The organism is Burkholderia sp. BCC0044, from assembly GCF_902832955.1.
Taxonomy (GTDB): domain Bacteria; phylum Pseudomonadota; class Gammaproteobacteria; order Burkholderiales; family Burkholderiaceae; genus Burkholderia.
The window spans coordinates 1,258,975-1,273,171 of sequence record NZ_CADFDO010000003.1 but is presented as its reverse complement, the minus strand read 5'-3'; the positions used below and the strand labels follow the sequence as shown (position 1 = coordinate 1,273,171).

Annotated in this window: 15 protein-coding genes; 7 read left to right on the top strand and 8 right to left on the bottom strand. The window is 66.8% G+C overall.

The features are described 5' to 3' along the window. Positions 1–238 precede the first annotated feature (238 nt). Complete coding sequence (locus HWX14_RS22755) at positions 239–502, top strand: hypothetical protein (RefSeq protein ID WP_006489463.1); 264 nt, start codon at positions 239–241, stop codon at positions 500–502. Positions 503–589: 87 nt separating this feature from the next. On the opposite strand, the gene HWX14_RS22750 is transcribed toward HWX14_RS22755, so the two are convergent. After that, positions 590–1,384 carry an AraC family transcriptional regulator gene (locus HWX14_RS22750; RefSeq protein WP_126368659.1) on the bottom strand — a complete coding sequence of 265 codons (795 nt, stop codon included), beginning with the start codon at positions 1,382–1,384 and terminating at the stop codon, positions 590–592. 295 nt (positions 1,385–1,679) lie between these two features. Here HWX14_RS22750 and HWX14_RS22745 point away from each other — a divergent pair, with 295 nt between their 5' ends. The 3 genes from HWX14_RS22745 (at position 1,680) to HWX14_RS22735 (ending at position 4,771) form a co-directional block, all read left to right on the top strand. Then, the gene (locus HWX14_RS22745) at positions 1,680–2,000 is read left to right on the top strand and encodes a hypothetical protein (RefSeq protein WP_175884595.1); all 321 of its coding nucleotides are present in this window, start codon (positions 1,680–1,682) and stop codon (positions 1,998–2,000) included. Between the two features lie 2 nt (positions 2,001–2,002). Then, positions 2,003–3,139 (top strand): branched-chain amino acid ABC transporter substrate-binding protein, encoded by a 1,137-nt coding sequence (locus HWX14_RS22740; RefSeq protein ID WP_175884594.1) that lies wholly within the window; start codon positions 2,003–2,005, stop codon positions 3,137–3,139. A gap of 321 nt (positions 3,140–3,460) precedes the next feature. Continuing rightward, positions 3,461–4,771, top strand: a complete 1,311-nt coding sequence (locus HWX14_RS22735; protein ID WP_175884593.1) for an MFS transporter — start codon at positions 3,461–3,463, stop codon at positions 4,769–4,771. A 99-nt stretch (positions 4,772–4,870) separates the two neighbouring features. Here the strand turns inward: HWX14_RS22735 and HWX14_RS22730 are convergent, their stop codons facing one another. From HWX14_RS22730 to HWX14_RS22710, 5 genes are all read right to left on the bottom strand, one after another. After that, positions 4,871–5,308, bottom strand: a complete 438-nt coding sequence (locus tag HWX14_RS22730) for a DoxX family protein (RefSeq protein ID WP_006491342.1) — start codon at positions 5,306–5,308, stop codon at positions 4,871–4,873. Positions 5,309–5,496: 188 nt separating this feature from the next. Continuing rightward, the gene (locus tag HWX14_RS22725) at positions 5,497–5,952 is read right to left on the bottom strand and encodes an RbsD/FucU family protein (RefSeq protein ID WP_089470660.1); all 456 of its coding nucleotides are present in this window, start codon (positions 5,950–5,952) and stop codon (positions 5,497–5,499) included. Positions 5,953–6,030: 78 nt separating this feature from the next. Further along, entirely contained in the window at positions 6,031–6,423 is a 393-nt protein-coding gene (locus HWX14_RS22720) for a nuclear transport factor 2 family protein (RefSeq protein ID WP_175884592.1), read from the bottom strand. A gap of 131 nt (positions 6,424–6,554) precedes the next feature. Continuing rightward, complete coding sequence (locus HWX14_RS22715) at positions 6,555–8,045, bottom strand: aminotransferase class IV (RefSeq protein ID WP_175884591.1); 1,491 nt, start codon at positions 8,043–8,045, stop codon at positions 6,555–6,557. Beyond that, positions 8,042–9,172 (bottom strand): branched-chain amino acid ABC transporter substrate-binding protein, encoded by a 1,131-nt coding sequence (locus HWX14_RS22710; protein ID WP_011546884.1) that lies wholly within the window; start codon positions 9,170–9,172, stop codon positions 8,042–8,044. Before HWX14_RS22710 ends, HWX14_RS22715 begins: the two co-directional genes overlap by 4 nt. A 126-nt stretch (positions 9,173–9,298) precedes the next feature. On the opposite strand from HWX14_RS22710, the gene HWX14_RS22705 reads away from it, so the two are divergent. After that, complete coding sequence (locus tag HWX14_RS22705) at positions 9,299–9,781, top strand: Lrp/AsnC family transcriptional regulator (RefSeq protein WP_175884590.1); 483 nt, start codon at positions 9,299–9,301, stop codon at positions 9,779–9,781. A gap of 85 nt (positions 9,782–9,866) precedes the next feature. On the opposite strand, the gene garD is transcribed toward HWX14_RS22705, so the two are convergent. Beyond that, positions 9,867–11,420, bottom strand: a complete 1,554-nt coding sequence (garD, locus tag HWX14_RS22700) for a galactarate dehydratase (RefSeq protein ID WP_175884589.1) — start codon at positions 11,418–11,420, stop codon at positions 9,867–9,869. Between the two features lie 229 nt (positions 11,421–11,649). On the opposite strand from garD, the gene kdgD reads away from it, so the two are divergent. After that, a complete protein-coding gene (kdgD, locus tag HWX14_RS22695; RefSeq protein WP_175884588.1) occupies positions 11,650–12,564 on the top strand; it encodes a 5-dehydro-4-deoxyglucarate dehydratase in 915 nt (304 codons plus the stop codon). A 117-nt stretch (positions 12,565–12,681) separates the two neighbouring features. Here the strand turns inward: kdgD and HWX14_RS22690 are convergent, their stop codons facing one another. Then, the gene (locus tag HWX14_RS22690; protein WP_175884587.1) at positions 12,682–13,236 is read right to left on the bottom strand and encodes a hypothetical protein; all 555 of its coding nucleotides are present in this window, start codon (positions 13,234–13,236) and stop codon (positions 12,682–12,684) included. Positions 13,237–13,620: 384 nt separating this feature from the next. Here HWX14_RS22690 and HWX14_RS22685 point away from each other — a divergent pair, with 384 nt between their 5' ends. Then, positions 13,621–14,130, top strand: a complete 510-nt coding sequence (locus HWX14_RS22685) for a DUF1269 domain-containing protein (RefSeq protein ID WP_175884586.1) — start codon at positions 13,621–13,623, stop codon at positions 14,128–14,130. Positions 14,131–14,197 lie beyond the last annotated feature (67 nt).

Genomic DNA, 14,197 nt, shown 5'->3' with positions numbered 1-14,197 from the left:
GATCGATTGGAGCGGCCCCCTCTCGCCCCCGCGATCGTGGCGAATCAGGCAGCCAAGTACCGGCCCGTGCGGCCGGCCGCGGTCGTGCCGGAAGCCGCGCGTCGTCTGACGTTACATGCCGTAACCCATACCGCAGTGCAGCATTGCGTCGCCCGCCCCCGTTTTAAGAATCGCTTAAGTCTTCGACGGCACCATCCGCAACCAGTACCCGATGGTTATCTCGAAAAGGAGGAAAGCGATGAGCGCCGTAGAAGCACCCGCGGGCCGCCCGGCCGCGCCCCCTGCAAAGAAGACGATGCTGCGCCGCCTGCTCAGTCATCATGAAATCGCGACGTTGCTCGTGCTGCTGCATGCGCCGATCGGCGCGAACGCCAAACCCGAATTGCCCGCGCTGCAGGAAGCCGGCCTCGTCGAAATGGTCAAGCTCGACCCCGACACGGCGCCGAGCTTCCGGCTGACCGAAGACGGCACCGCCGTGCTGAAAGGGCTCGGCTACCGCTGAGCCGCCGTTTCACCGCTTTCCGCTTCCCCGCCCGTTTCCCGCCTTACCCCGATCCCTGCGACGCGCCGGCCACGCCGGCGAGTCGCGTCACCCTGCCCGCTCCTGCAGCATCAACCGGTATTCCGTCGGCGTCACGCCGACCGTCGCCTTGAACTGGCGCGTAAACGCGCTGTGATCGGTGTAGCCGCATAGCGCGGCGACGTCGGTCACCTTGTCGTGCGTGACGAGCAGCGCGGTGGCCGCGTCGAGCCGCGTCTTCAGCAGCACCTGGCGCGGCGTCAGGTGGAACACCTTGTGGAAGTAGCGTTCGAGCTGCGCGACCGACATCCCGGCCATCTGCGCGAGCTGCTTCAGGTTCAGCGGCTGCACGTAGTGATCCTGGATGTGCTGGACCACGTCGGCGAGCCGGCTGTACGCCGGGTGCGATCCTTCGTGCGCCTTCAGGTCGCGCGAGATGCCCGCGAGGCCGACCACCCGGCCCGCGGCGTCGCGCAGCGGTTCCTTGCAGGTCAGGCACCAGCCCGGCTGGCGGCCCGGATACAGGTGCAGCTCGAGCTGGTCCATCAGTTGCTGGCCGGCGTTGATCGTCGCCATGTCCTGCTCGAAATAGCTGCGGCCGAAGCGGCGCGGAAACACCTCGTCGGCCGTCTTGCCGAGCAGGTCGCGCTTGTCCTTGTAGCCGCAGCGCATCGCCAGCGTGCGATTGACGATCGCGTAGCGGCCGCTCTCATCCTTCACGAAGAACGCGACGTCCGGCAGCGCATCCAGCACCGGTTCGAGCAGACGGAAATGCGCGAGCATCGCGCCGAAATCGGCGTTGTCGGGCTGGTAGCACAACGTGTCGGACAGGCTCATGGGCGGTACGGCAAGCAAGGTCGTCATCCCGGCAACCGCGAAGCGAGTGGCAGATGGCGTCGATTATAGGAGCGCCCCTTCGATCGCGTCGCGCCGAACGCGGGGCGGGCAAGACGGCGGCCGGTTCCGTCGCGCGCCCGGCCGGTTCCATCGGTCGATGGAACAGGTTGCGCACGCAACCACTACGGCACGTGCGCGGCCGGCGACCGTTCCGCTTCCGCCGCAGCCGGCGCAGCGCATCGACACGCCGGCACCCCGCACCCGAATCTCGTCATCCTAAAAATGCCGGCGTCCCGCGTCTTGGCGGGTTTGCGCATTCGTCATGACGATTTCGGCATATATCAGGGTAATCGACGATATGCCGATATCGTCGCCGGCCGCGCATCGAACGCGCAAGACGCACGCATTTTCGCTATCTAGACTTCGCTTCACGGTCACGAGACGACATCCCGCCGCTGCCGCAATCGGCATGCACGGCTCGCCGCATCCGCCGTCGCGCACGCCGATTCCGGCACAGCGCGCGCAGCACGCGGCGAGCACGCATGGCCTGCGCATCGGCCTGCCGACCGATACGTCTCGCCCGGTTTACCGGCGCCGGCCCGCATGCCGGCGGCGGCCCAACCACGCCATCAAGGGGAAGTGAAAGTGAAGCTGAAGGTATCGCACGTCGCGCTGGCCGCTGCCTGCGCACTGTCGGGCGCGCACGCCGTCGCCGCCGACGTCGTCAAGATCGGTTTCGCCGCACCGCTGACCGGCCCGCAGTCGAATTACGGCACGGACATGCAGAAGGGCGTGCAGCTCGCGATCGCCGATTTCAACGCGACGCATCCGACGATCGGCGGCAAGCCCGTCACGTTCCAGCTCGACGCGCAGGACGACCAGGCCGACCCGCGCACCGGCACGACCGTCGCGCAGCGGCTGATCGACGACAACGTCCGCGGCGTCATCGGCCACTTCAACTCGGGCACCAGCATTCCCGCGTCCGACCTGTACGATCGCGCCGGGCTGCCGCAGATCTCGATGGCGACGTCGCCGCAATACACGGCGCGCGGCTACAAGACGACCTACCGGCTGCTGACGAGCGACGCGCAGGCCGGCCGCATCGTCGGCACGTACGCGGTGAAGACGCTGCGCTTCAAGCGCATCGCGATCATCGACGACCGCACGGCCTACGGCCAGGGCATCGCCGACGAATTCGCGAAGGCCGTGGAAGCGGCGGGCGGCACGATCGTCAAGCGCGACTTCACGAACGACAAGGCGCTCGATTTCTCCGCGATCCTGACCAACCTGAAGGGTGTGAATCCGGACGCGGTCTTCTACGGCGGCGGCGACGCGCAATCGTCGCCGATGATCCGCAAGATGCGTCAGCTCGGGATGAAGTCGGCGTTCGTGACAGGTGAGATGTCGCGCTCGCCGACGTTCCTGAAGGTCGGCGGCGACGCGGCCGAAGGCGCGATCGTCTACATGGGCGGGCTGCCGAAGGAAAAGATGCCGGGCTTCTCCGGCTACGCGGCCCGCTACAAGGCGCGCTTCAACGAAGACGTGATCACGTACTCGCCGTATTCGTACGACGGCACGATCGCGCTGCTCACCGCGATGAAGGACGCGAACTCGACCGATCCGAAGGTGTACACGCCGTATCTCGGCAAGGTGTCGATCAAGGGCGTGTCGGCCCCCAGCATCGCGTACGACGCGAAGGGCGACCTGAAGGATGCGCCGGTGACGATCTACAAGGTCGAGCGCGGCGCGTTCAAGCCGGTCGATACGATCGCCGGCAACTGATAACCGATACGCGCCCCTGCCCGGCGCGGCGCGCCAGCGGCTCACCGGCCGCCCGCGCCGCGCGCGCTTCGGCTGCATGGTCCGAAGCCGTCCTCGGCGCGCCCCGCGCGACGCATTTCGCGCTCCTGTAGAATCCCCCCACCCGCTTTGACGCTTCGTCTCCGCCGTGCCCCATCCCGGTGCGGCGGCGCGTGTTGCGTGCCTCACCCCGGCACGCGGCGCGCTTCGACGACGCAAGCCGCGCCTTGTCAGTCCATGCCGAAAAGCGGGCCCTGGAGACGCAGCACCGACAACTACATTCGAAAACCGATCGTCCTGACCATGCAAGCTTCCGAATTGAGCGGCGTGCCTCGCGCCGCCGAACGCGCGCTCACGCGCAGCGACTACAAGACCCTTGGCCTTGCCGCACTCGGCGGCGCCCTCGAGTTCTACGACTTCATCATCTTCGTGTTCTTCGCGCCGGCGATAGGACAACTCTTCTTCCCGCACGACATCCCCGACTGGCTGCGCCAGTTGCAGACGTTTGGCATCTTCGCGGCCGGTTATCTCGCGCGCCCGCTCGGCGGCGTGATCATGGCGCACTTCGGCGACCTGTTCGGCCGCAAGCGGATGTTCACGCTGAGCGTGCTGATGATGTCGGTGCCGACGCTGCTGATGGGCCTGCTGCCGACCTACGACACGATCGGCATCCTCGCGCCGGTGTTGCTGCTGCTGTTCCGCGTGCTGCAGGGCGCGGCGGTCGGCGGCGAAGTGCCGGGCGCATGGGTATTCGTGTCCGAACACGTGCCGTCGCGCCATATCGGCTACGCATGCGGCACGCTGACCGCGGGCCTCACGGCCGGCATCCTGCTCGGCTCGCTCGTCGCGGCCGGCATCAACAGCCGTTACTCGACGGCCGAAGTCGGCGCGTTCGCGTGGCGCATTCCGTTCCTGCTCGGCGGCGTGTTCGGGCTGTTCTCCGTGTACCTGCGCCGCTGGCTGCATGAAACGCCGGTGTTCGCCGAGATGAAGGCGAAGAAGGCGCTCGCGGCCGAGATTCCGCTGAAGGCGGTGCTGCGCGATCACGGCCGCGCGGTGATCGTGTCGATGCTGCTCACGTGGATGCTGTCGGCGGCGATCGTCGTCGTGATCCTGATGACGCCCGCGCTGCTGCAGAAGCAGTTCCACCTGACGCCCGCGACCACGCTGTTCGCGAACAGCGTCGCGACGCTGTGCCTGACGGCCGGCTGCATCACCGCAGGTTCGCTCGCGGGCTGGATCGGCGCGAAGCGCGTGCTCGGCATCGGCGGCATCGGGCTGGCCGCGTGCTACTACCTGCTGTTCGTGCAGGTCGCGGCCGATGCGTCGACGCTGCCGCTCTACTACGGGATCGCCGGCTTCATGGTCGGCACGATCGGCGCGGTGCCGTTCGTGATGGTCAAGAGCTTCCCGGCCGTCGTGCGCTTCTCGGGCATCTCGTTCTCGTACAACGTCGCGTATGCGATCTTCGGCGGCCTCACGCCGGTGATCGTGTCGCTGATGATGAAGTCGAACCCGCTCGCGCCGGTCGTGTACGTCGCGGCGATCTGCGTGCTCGGCGCGATCGCCGTGCAGTTCTCGAAGGATGCGAAGGACGTGAAGGGCACGCACTAAGGGGCGGCGCCCGCTTCATGAACGAAGGGCCGAATCCCGCAACGTGCGGGATTCGGCCCTTTTGTCTTGCGTCGGCGTAGCGGCGCGAATTTGCTTAGCTCAACGCAGCACGCCGTACGACGAACTCGGCCGGCGCAGCGCGTCGATGCTCGCGCCGCCGGCGCCCGTGACGAACAGCAGCAGGAAACCGCCGGCGATCGCGACGTTCTTCCAGAAGTGAATCACCATGTCGTGCTGGACCGCGGCGTTCGTCGCGTCCCAGAAGTTGTGCCCGACCATCGCGGTCGCGATCGTGTAGACCGCCATCAGCAACGCGAGCGGCCGGACCTTGTAGCCGACGATCAGCAGCAGACCGCCGAGCCCCTCGATCGCGACGACGATCGGCGCGACCACCTGTTGATAGGGCACGTTCATCCCGTGCAAATACGCGACGAAATCGCTGTAGCCGAGCAGCTTCATGATGCCGCCCCACAAGAACAACGCCGCCAGCGCCAGGCGTGCGAAAAAAATGACGCCGGAATCGACGGTACGCGTCATGCCTCTCTCCTCGTATGCAATTCGGCCGCCCGCCGCGGGCGCGCCCGGGCGGTTCGGCGCCGCGCGGCCCGGGAGGGCGCGCGGCAAATGGGCCAGCATAGAGGGTCTTTCCGCGGTGTCCAAGGGCTTGTAGCAAATCTTTACAACGCGGCGATCGCGCCGGTAGCCCGGCTCGATGAAAAACGCGTTTAGCCCGCGTCGCTCAACAGCACGCCTTTCTTGAAGATGAAGCAGCCGTAGCCGCGCGTTTCGCCGGTGACGATCACCGCATACGCCTGCTGCGCACGCTCGTAGAACGCGAAACGTTCGACGCCGGTCAGCGGCACCGCACGCCCTTCCGCGCGGTCGATCTCGGCTTGCACTTCGCGCTGCACGGGCGGCACCGCGGCCGCGTCGCCGACGACTTCCATCCGCCACGCGGGCGTGTCGACGTACGTGTCGAGCGGCAGCACGGACAGCACCGCGCGCACGACACGCGCCGAATCGGCGCCGTCGACGCGCAGTGCGCGGCCGACCACCGTGTGCTCCGCGACGGATTCCGCCGGGAAATTCGCATCGCAGATCGCGATTTCGTCACCGTGGCCCATCGCGCGCAGCGTGTGCAGGATGTCGGCGTGCAGCAGCGGGTCGAGATTCTTCAGCATGTCGGTTGTCTCCGGGATCAGGAACGAATCGCATAACGTTACCCGATCCCGGCGGCCATGGTGCATGCATCGTTCGCGTCACGCCGCCGCGGCCGGCATTTCATCGATGAAACCCGTGACCGACGCGAGGCGACCCGACGCGTCGACGGTGCCGAAGTCCGAGCCCTTCACGATCGCCGCGCCGTCGGGCGACACGAGCGCCCACGAAAATCGCAGGTGCTGGCCGAACGCGTCGACGTCGGTCGTGCGGCGAAAGCGGAAGGCGGGGAAACGCTGCTGCACGGCGGCGATCATCGTGTCGATGCCCGCGTGGCCGTCGCCGGCCATCAGCGGATCGCGATAGGCTGCGTCGCTTGCGTACGTCGCGTCGATCAGCGCGCGGCGGCGCGCGGCATCGGGTTCGTTCCAGGCGTCGAAGTAGCGGTCGATCAGGTCGGCGTGAACGGACGATGCGGTTTGAGCGGTGTTCATGGCGAGGCTCCTTGTGTCGGTGGACGATGTCGCGGACGTTTCGGGTCCGCGTGCCGCCATCGTCGCCGGGCTCGCGCGGGCGGTCGATTACGTACGAGGTAAGGAAATCGCGCCCGCGCCGGCCGCCGTGCTCAGCCGTCCGCGTAGTCGACCGCCAGGCTCCACGCCGGATCGCCGTGCTTCGCCCAGTACGCGTCGAACAGCCGGCGCGTCACCGGCCCCGGCCGGCCGTCGCCGATCGTCGCGTCGTTCAGCCGCGTGACCGGCATGATGCCGCCGGCCGTCGACGTGATGAACACTTCGTCCGCGTCGCGCAACTGTGCATCGTCGATGCGCGCAGCCTGGGCGTCGATGCCCATCGCCGTCGCCAGCTCGAACACGGTCTGCCGCGTGATGCCGTGCAGCACGCCGCGCTCGGGCGTCCGCAGCCGGCCGTCGCGCACGACGAACACGTTGAACCCGGGACCTTCGGCGATGCTGCCATCCGTGCACTTCAGCAGGACCGACTCCGCGCCCGCGTCATAGCCCTTCAGCAGCCCGGCGACGAGGTCCAGCCAGTGATAGTTCTTGATCTGCGGATCAACCGATTCGGGCGGAATGCGCCGCACGTCGTCGATCACGTGGAGGTGCAGCCCTTCGCGCAACTGCCGCTCGTTCGCGACCGATCCGTACGGCACCGCGAACGCGATGAACTGGTTCACCGCATCGCGCGGGTCGCGGCTGAAGGTCGGCGACACGCCGCGCGTGCACAGCATCTCGACGTAGGCGTGGCGCAGCCCCGAGCGGCGCACGCATTCGACGAGGATGTCGCGCAGCGCATCGTCGGTCAACGGCACGTTCAGCCGCAACCGCGCAAGCGAGCGCCTGAATCGCTCGATATGCTTGTCGAGGCGGAAGAAGCGGCCGTTCCAAACATGCACGGTGTCGTACGTGACGTCGGAGTGCAGAAAGCCCCAGTCGAGCACCGATACGCGCGCGTCGGCGATCGGAATGAAGCGGCCGTTCATGTAGGCGGCGCCCTGCGGAAACGCGGGCGCTTCGACGGACGGAATGCCATGATGGGCCATGCGTGTCTCCCGCGGCACGTTCGGCGTGTAGTCGACCTGCGCCGCGAACGACGCACGGTCGGCGTCGAACACGCTGCGATGCACGACCGCGTTCGGCCCCACCGCGCGATCGAACGACAGCTTGCCGTCGAGGTGATCGATCTCGTGCTGCATCAGCTCCGACACGTCGGGCGACAACGCGTCGCGCTGATGCGGCTCGCCGTCGAGCGTCGTGTAGCGCACGCTCACCGACGCATGGCGCTCGACGCGCACGAACAGGTCCGGAAAGCACATGCAGTCATCCCACAGCGTCATCCGCGCGTCGCTGCGCCACACGATCTCGGGATTCACGATCACGTCGGGCCAGCCGTCCAGCGCGAGTGCGATCATCCGCTGCCCGATGCCGATCTGCGGCGCGGCGACCGCGCGTCCGAAGCCGTGTTCGTCGCGAAACGCGCGCAGCGCGGCGCCCAGTGCGCTTGCCGCTTCGCGTACCGCGGGCGTGCCCACGTCGTCGACCGGCCGAGCGACGTCGCGCAGCGACGCCGTGCCCACGGGAAGAATCCGCGTATTCATTTGACCACCTCCGACAAAGTCACCTTGTTGCCTCCTTTGAACGTCGAAATCGTTGCCGCCGGATTGCGCAATTCGCCGCGTGCGTCGAATGCGATCCGACCGGTCACGCCCTGGAAGTCGACGCGATGCAGCGCATCGACAATCTTCGCGGGATCGGTGGACTGCGCGAGCATCACCGCGTGGTAGACGGCCATCATCGCGTCGTACGCATACGGCGCGTAGAGCTGCACGGGCGCGCCGTATTTCTGCGTGAAGCGTGCAGCGAACGCCGGACCGCCTGGCATCTTCGCCAGGCTCCTGCCGCCGTCCGCGCACACGAGATTGCCGTCGAGCGCGTCGCCGGCCAGCTTCAGGATTTCGTGCGTGCACAGGCCGTCACCGCCCAGCAGCGGCGCGGCAATCCGCAACTTCCTCATCTGCTTGAGCATCGGGCCGCCCTGCGTGTCCATGCCGCCGAAGAAGATCGCATCGGGCGCCTTGCCCTTGAGCAACGTCAGCGGTGCGCCAAAGTCGAAGGCCTTGTCCGTCGTGTATTCGCGTGCGACGACGGTCGCGCCCGACGCCCCGAGCCCGCCGACGAACACGTCTGCGATGCCCTGCCCGTATGCCGTGCGATCGTCGACGACGCCGATACGGCGCGCGTGCAGCTGCTCGACCGCATAGCGGGCGACGGCCTGACCGAGGAAGTCGTCATTCGCGAGCAACCGAAACGTGGTGCGATAGCCCAGGCGCGTGAACTCGGGATTGGTCGCCGACGGTGTCAGCTCCGCGATGTTGGCCGTCGCGTAGAGCCTCGCGACGGCGATCGACGTCCCCGAATTCTGGTGACCGATCACGGCGCTGACATGCGTATCGACGAAGCGCTGAGCGACCGTCGTCGCGACCTTCGGGTCGGCCTGGTCGTCCTGTGCGTCGAGCGCGAACGTGACCGGATGCCCGGCGACGCTCGGATGGCCGGCATTGATTTCGTCGATCGCGAGCCGGATGCCGCGCGCGCTGTCCTCGCCGAAATGCGCCTGCGCGCCGGTGAGCGCGCCGGCGAAACCTACGACGACCGTGTCCGCGCCGAACGCGGAAACGGCCAGCACGAGCGGCGCAAGCGCCAGCAGCAGATGTCGGGAACGCATGATGATTTCCTCGCAGCTTCGTGGTTGACGGATGCTACGATTATCGGCAGCCGTCGCGAAATCCGATAAACATCACGCCGCCCGATTCGTGAATTTGTTTCGTTTTTTCCTCCACAAGGAAATCCGATGAATTCCCTCGCCGCACCGCTCGACGACTTCGATCTGCGGATCCTCGCCCGTCTCCAGCACGACAACCAGGTCACCAACCAGGCGCTCGCCGCCGAGATCGGCCTGAGCCCGCCCGCCTGCCTGCGCCGCGTCAAGCGGCTGCGCGACGAGCGCTATATCCAGCAGGATGTCGCCGTCGTCGATCCGAACAAGGTCGGCCTCCCGTTGACGATGCTCGTGCTCGTGCAGGTCGAGCGCGAACGGGTCGACCTGCTCGACGAATTCAAGCGGTTCCTGAAATCGCTGCCGGAAGTCATGCAGTGCTACGTGGTGACAGGCCGCGCCGATTTCGTGCTGATGATCGCGATGCGCGACATCGATCACTACGAGGAATTTTCCACGCGCGTATTCCGCCAGCACCACAACATCCGCCACTTCGAAACGATGGTCGTGATGTCGCGCGTGAAGGTGGGGCTGTCGCTGCCGATCGGCATCGAGTGACGGTCGCCTGTTGCCGGCACGCGCTCCGCAACGAAAACGGGCGCCCGAAGGCGCCCGCATCGTCTTGCCGTCACCACCTTGCGCGTCAGGTCACCGGCGCCGGGTTGAATAGCGTCAGCGCATTCGCGAGCTTCCATTGCTCGGCCCACGTGCGGCGCTTGCCGCTCGCGACGTCGAGCATCAGCCGGAACAGTTCCCAGCCCGTGTCCTCGATCGTCGCCGCGCCGGTCGCGATCTGCCCCGCGTCGAGATCCATCAGGTCGTGCCAGCGGCGCGCGAGATCGCTGCGCGTCGCGACCTTGATCACCGGCACCTGCGCGAGGCCGTACGGCGTGCCGCGGCCGGTCGTGAAAATATGCAGATTCATCCCCGCCGCGAGCTGCAGCGTGCCGCAGATGAAATCGCTCGCGGGCGTCGCCGCGTACAGCAGCCCCTTCTGCCGCGCGCGATCGCCGGGGCGCACGACGCCGGCGATCGGCGCGCTGCCCGACTTCACGATCGACCCCATCGCCTTCTCGACGATGTTCGACAGCCCGCCCTTCTTGTTGCCGGGCGTCGTGTTCGCGCTGCGGTCGACGCGGCCGCGCTGCAGATAGCGGTCGTACCAATCCATCTCGCGGATGATCTCGCGGGCCACCGCTTCGTTCGCCGCACGCGACGTGAGCTGCGCGACGCCGTCGCGCACTTCGGTCACTTCGGAGAACATGATCGTCGCGCCCGCCCGCACGAGCAGGTCGGCCGCGAAGCCGACGGCCGGGTTCGCGGTGAGCCCCGAGAACGCGTCGCTGCCGCCGCACTGCACGCCGACGACGAGATCCGACGCCGGGCAGGTTTCGCGGCGGCGGCGGTTCAACCGCTCGAGATGCGATTCGGCCATCTTCATGATCGAGTCGATCATCGAATGGAAGCCGACGTGCGCGGCGTCCTGCAGGCACACGACGCCGCCGTTGTCGGCCGCGCCGTCGGCGGTCACCGGAATCGCGCCCGGCGGCAGCAGGCGCTCGGGCTGCAGCTTCTCGCAGCCGAGGCTCACGGTCATCACCTCGCCGCCGAAGTTCGGGTTCAGGCTGATGTTGCGCAGCGTGCGGATCGGGATGTCGGCGTCGGGCGCATCGATCGCGACGCCGCAGCCGTACGTATGTTCGAGCCCGACGACGTCGTCGACGTTCGGGTAGCGCGGCAGCAGTTCGTCCTTGATCCGCTTCACCGCGTGCTCGACGACGCCCGACACGCACTGCACGGTCGTCGTGATCGCGAGGATGTTGCGCGTGCCGACCGAGCCGTCCGCATTGCGGAAGCCCTCGAACGTATAGCCTTCGAGCGGCTCGAGCGGCGGCGCGGCGCGCGTGGCGAGCGGCAGGTCGTCGAGGCCCGGCGGCTCGGGCATGCGCATCGTGCGCTCGTTGACCCAGCTGCCGCGCCGCAGGTCGGTCAGCGCATAGCCGATCACCACGTTGTAGCGAATGACCGGGTCGCCGGCCGCGAGGTCGACCAGCGCGACCTTGTGACCTTGCGGCACGCCTTCGCACAGCGTGAGCCCGTCGGCGAAGGTCGCGCCTTCGGGCAAACCGCCGTCGTTGACGACGATCGCCACGTTGTCGTCCGGATGCACGCGGATGTAGAGAGGGGAAGCAGTCATCGGAATTCCTGGAAGCCTATCTGCGATATCGTTAGTCATCATACGACATTCAACCTCAGTTGATGATGCTGCGTAAACCCTTATCCGGAAAGACCCTAACCTTGACCCGCCAGCAAACCGCTTGCGCCGCTCTTTCTTGCGTTGTACGATGACATACAACGACATCGCCAATTCGGCTCGTATGCCGTTCCCGACGAACCAGCACTCGCGCTAGACGGACGACCCAACCATGACTTCACCGCAAGAACTCAAACAGATCATCTCCCACGGCCTGCTGTCGTTTCCGCTGACGGATTTCGACGCAGACGGCAGCTTCCGCCCGACCACCTATGCCGAACGCCTCGAATGGCTGGCGCCGTACGGCGCGAGCGCGCTGTTCGCGGCCGGCGGCACCGGCGAGTTCTTCTCGCTCACGCAGCGCGAGTATTCGGACGTGATCCGCGTCGCGACGGAAACCTGCAAGGGCAAGGTGCCGATCCTCGCCGGCGCGGGCGGCGCGACGCGCGTCGCGATCGAATATGCGCAGGAAGCCGAGCGCCTCGGCGCGAGCGGCGTGCTGCTGATGCCGCACTACCTGACCGAAGCGAGCCAGGAAGGGATCGCCGAGCACGTCGAGCAGGTGTGCCGCGCGCTGAAGATCGGCGTCGTGGTGTACAACCGCGCGAATTCGAAGCTGAATGCGGACATGCTCGAGCGCCTCGCCGACCGTTGCCCGAACCTGATCGGCTTCAAGGACGGCGTCGGCGAAATCGAGAGCATGGTGACGATCCGCCGCCGCCTCGGCGATCGTTTCGCGTACCTCGGCGGCCTGCCGACGGCCGAAGTCTATGCGGCCGCGTACAAGGCGCTCGGCGTGCCGGTGTACTCGTCGGCCGTGTTCAACTTCATCCCGAAGACGGCGATGGCATTCTACGAAGCGATCGCGAAGGACGACCACGCAACCGTCGGCCGCCTGATCGACGAGTTCTTCCTGCCGTACCTGAAAATCCGCAATCGCCGCGCCGGCTACGCGGTCAGCATCGTGAAGGCGGGCGCGAAGCTCGTCGGCCACGACGCGGGCCCGGTGCGCGCGCCGCTCATCGACCTGACCGACGAAGAAGCGGCCGAGCTCGATGTGCTGATCAAGAAGATGGGCCCGCAGTAAGCGAGGTTCGGCGGCGGCGCGGGGGCCTTCATCGGCACGGCGCGCCGGCTTCCCCACTCATCCGTATCCGTATCACGCGATGGCCGCGCGGCTCGACGAGCCGGCGCGGCCATTGCATTACATCTGCGCAATCGCGCCGATGATCCGCTGGCGCACGCCGGTGAGCGTGCGCTGCGTCTCGTCGATCCCCTTGCGCGCCGCGAGCGGCCGGCCGCGCGCCGGCGACTCGGCGCCGACGATCTGTTCCAGCACGTCGCGGTCGACGACCGCATCGAAGAAGCGCCCGACCGTGAACATCGCGTACTGCTTCGCGGTCGCGAGATGCGTGTTGGCCTGCGTGAGCGCTTCGGCGCGCTGCTCACCGTTGGGCCCGTCGATGCTGCGGCGATGCTTCAGCGCGAACACCACCGCCTCCATGTCGTACCTGAAGCGCTCGACGGCCCTGCCGAAGATCAACGAATGCGGATCGGAGCCCGCGACGGGCCGCCCCTGGTTGATCGTCACGTCGAATTCGCTGCCGCCCAGCTCGCGCTGCAGCGCGAACAGCGCGTCGGCCAGCACGCGCCCTTCGCTGGTTTCGCCGATCTGGGTACGGACCGATTTCGCGACGTCGCCGATCGCTTTCCACAACCCGGCCGCGAACAGGTGGTCGCCACGCTTGCTGATATTCATCGGATGGTTCCTTGTTGGTCTTGTGATCTCTCAGGCTCGCCTGCGGGCCGGACGGCCCGAGGCTTCGCTACTGTAGGAGAAAATCGGGGCGCCGTGAAGGCTAGGACGACGCTGCGCGTCACCAACATCGGCACGGGCCGGAGAGGCGCAGCATGCGATGGTTGCGCGCGAAAGTGCGCGGCGACTCTTGCCACAAGAGTTCGTCACACGATTCAGTGCACGTCGCTTACCGCCCCACTTCAAACGCGCATGCCACGCGTGTCGAATGACCGCACCGGGACGGTAAAAGCACCTACGCATGCAGGCACGTCCCGCGCGCCGATGCTGACATAGAATAAAAAGATACTTCCGTCGGAATGCGTTGACGGCAGAAAGGAGGCTGGCATGAGACGCCTTTATTTCCTCGTACCCGATACCGTGATGGCGAAGGCGATCGTCGATGACTTGCTACGCGCGCGCATCATCTGGCGCCATATCCACGTCCTCGCCGATCACAGCGTCACACTTGATCAGTTGCCCGAAGCGTCACTGCTGCAAAGCAGCGATGTCGTGCACGCGCTCGAGCGCGGCGTCGCACTCGGCGGAGCGACGGGCGCGCTTATCGGCCTCGTCGCGCTTGTGTACCCCCCTGCGGAGCTCGTGATCGCGGGCGGCGCCGTCGTCGCATTGACGGTGGCGGGAGCGGGCTTCGGCGCGTGGACGGCCGGGATGATCGGCATCGCCGAGCCGAACGCGCGACTCCAGCGATTTCGAGAAGCGATAAAGGAAGGCCAGATTCTGATCATGGCCGACGTGCCGGCATTGCGAGAGCAGGAAATCGAGCAGATGATCGCCGAGCATTTTCCGAAGGCGGATCTGGAAGGCGCCGATCCGACGACACCGGCCTTCCCCTGACACCTGAAACCGGCATGCACTGCCCCTGAGGCTGTCTCGACATCGAGCGTGCTGCGTCGGGCCACTG

Coding starts and splice junctions, on each gene's coding strand:
- HWX14_RS22755 (WP_006489463.1), top strand. CDS start 239: ATGAGCGCCGTAGAAGCACCCGCGGGCCGCCCGGCCGCGCCCCCTGCA.
- HWX14_RS22750 (WP_126368659.1), bottom strand. CDS start 1,384: ATGACGACCTTGCTTGCCGTACCGCCCATGAGCCTGTCCGACACGTTG.
- HWX14_RS22745 (WP_175884595.1), top strand. CDS start 1,680: ATGACGATTTCGGCATATATCAGGGTAATCGACGATATGCCGATATCG.
- HWX14_RS22735 (WP_175884593.1), top strand. CDS start 3,461: ATGCAAGCTTCCGAATTGAGCGGCGTGCCTCGCGCCGCCGAACGCGCG.
- HWX14_RS22730 (WP_006491342.1), bottom strand. CDS start 5,308: ATGACGCGTACCGTCGATTCCGGCGTCATTTTTTTCGCACGCCTGGCG.
- HWX14_RS22725 (WP_089470660.1), bottom strand. CDS start 5,952: ATGCTGAAGAATCTCGACCCGCTGCTGCACGCCGACATCCTGCACACG.
- HWX14_RS22720 (WP_175884592.1), bottom strand. CDS start 6,423: ATGAACACCGCTCAAACCGCATCGTCCGTTCACGCCGACCTGATCGAC.
- HWX14_RS22715 (WP_175884591.1), bottom strand. CDS start 8,045: ATGAATACGCGGATTCTTCCCGTGGGCACGGCGTCGCTGCGCGACGTC.
- HWX14_RS22710 (WP_011546884.1), bottom strand. CDS start 9,172: ATGCGTTCCCGACATCTGCTGCTGGCGCTTGCGCCGCTCGTGCTGGCC.
- HWX14_RS22705 (WP_175884590.1), top strand. CDS start 9,299: ATGAATTCCCTCGCCGCACCGCTCGACGACTTCGATCTGCGGATCCTC.
- garD (WP_175884589.1), bottom strand. CDS start 11,420: ATGACTGCTTCCCCTCTCTACATCCGCGTGCATCCGGACGACAACGTG.
- kdgD (WP_175884588.1), top strand. CDS start 11,650: ATGACTTCACCGCAAGAACTCAAACAGATCATCTCCCACGGCCTGCTG.
- HWX14_RS22690 (WP_175884587.1), bottom strand. CDS start 13,236: ATGAATATCAGCAAGCGTGGCGACCACCTGTTCGCGGCCGGGTTGTGG.
- HWX14_RS22685 (WP_175884586.1), top strand. CDS start 13,621: ATGAGACGCCTTTATTTCCTCGTACCCGATACCGTGATGGCGAAGGCG.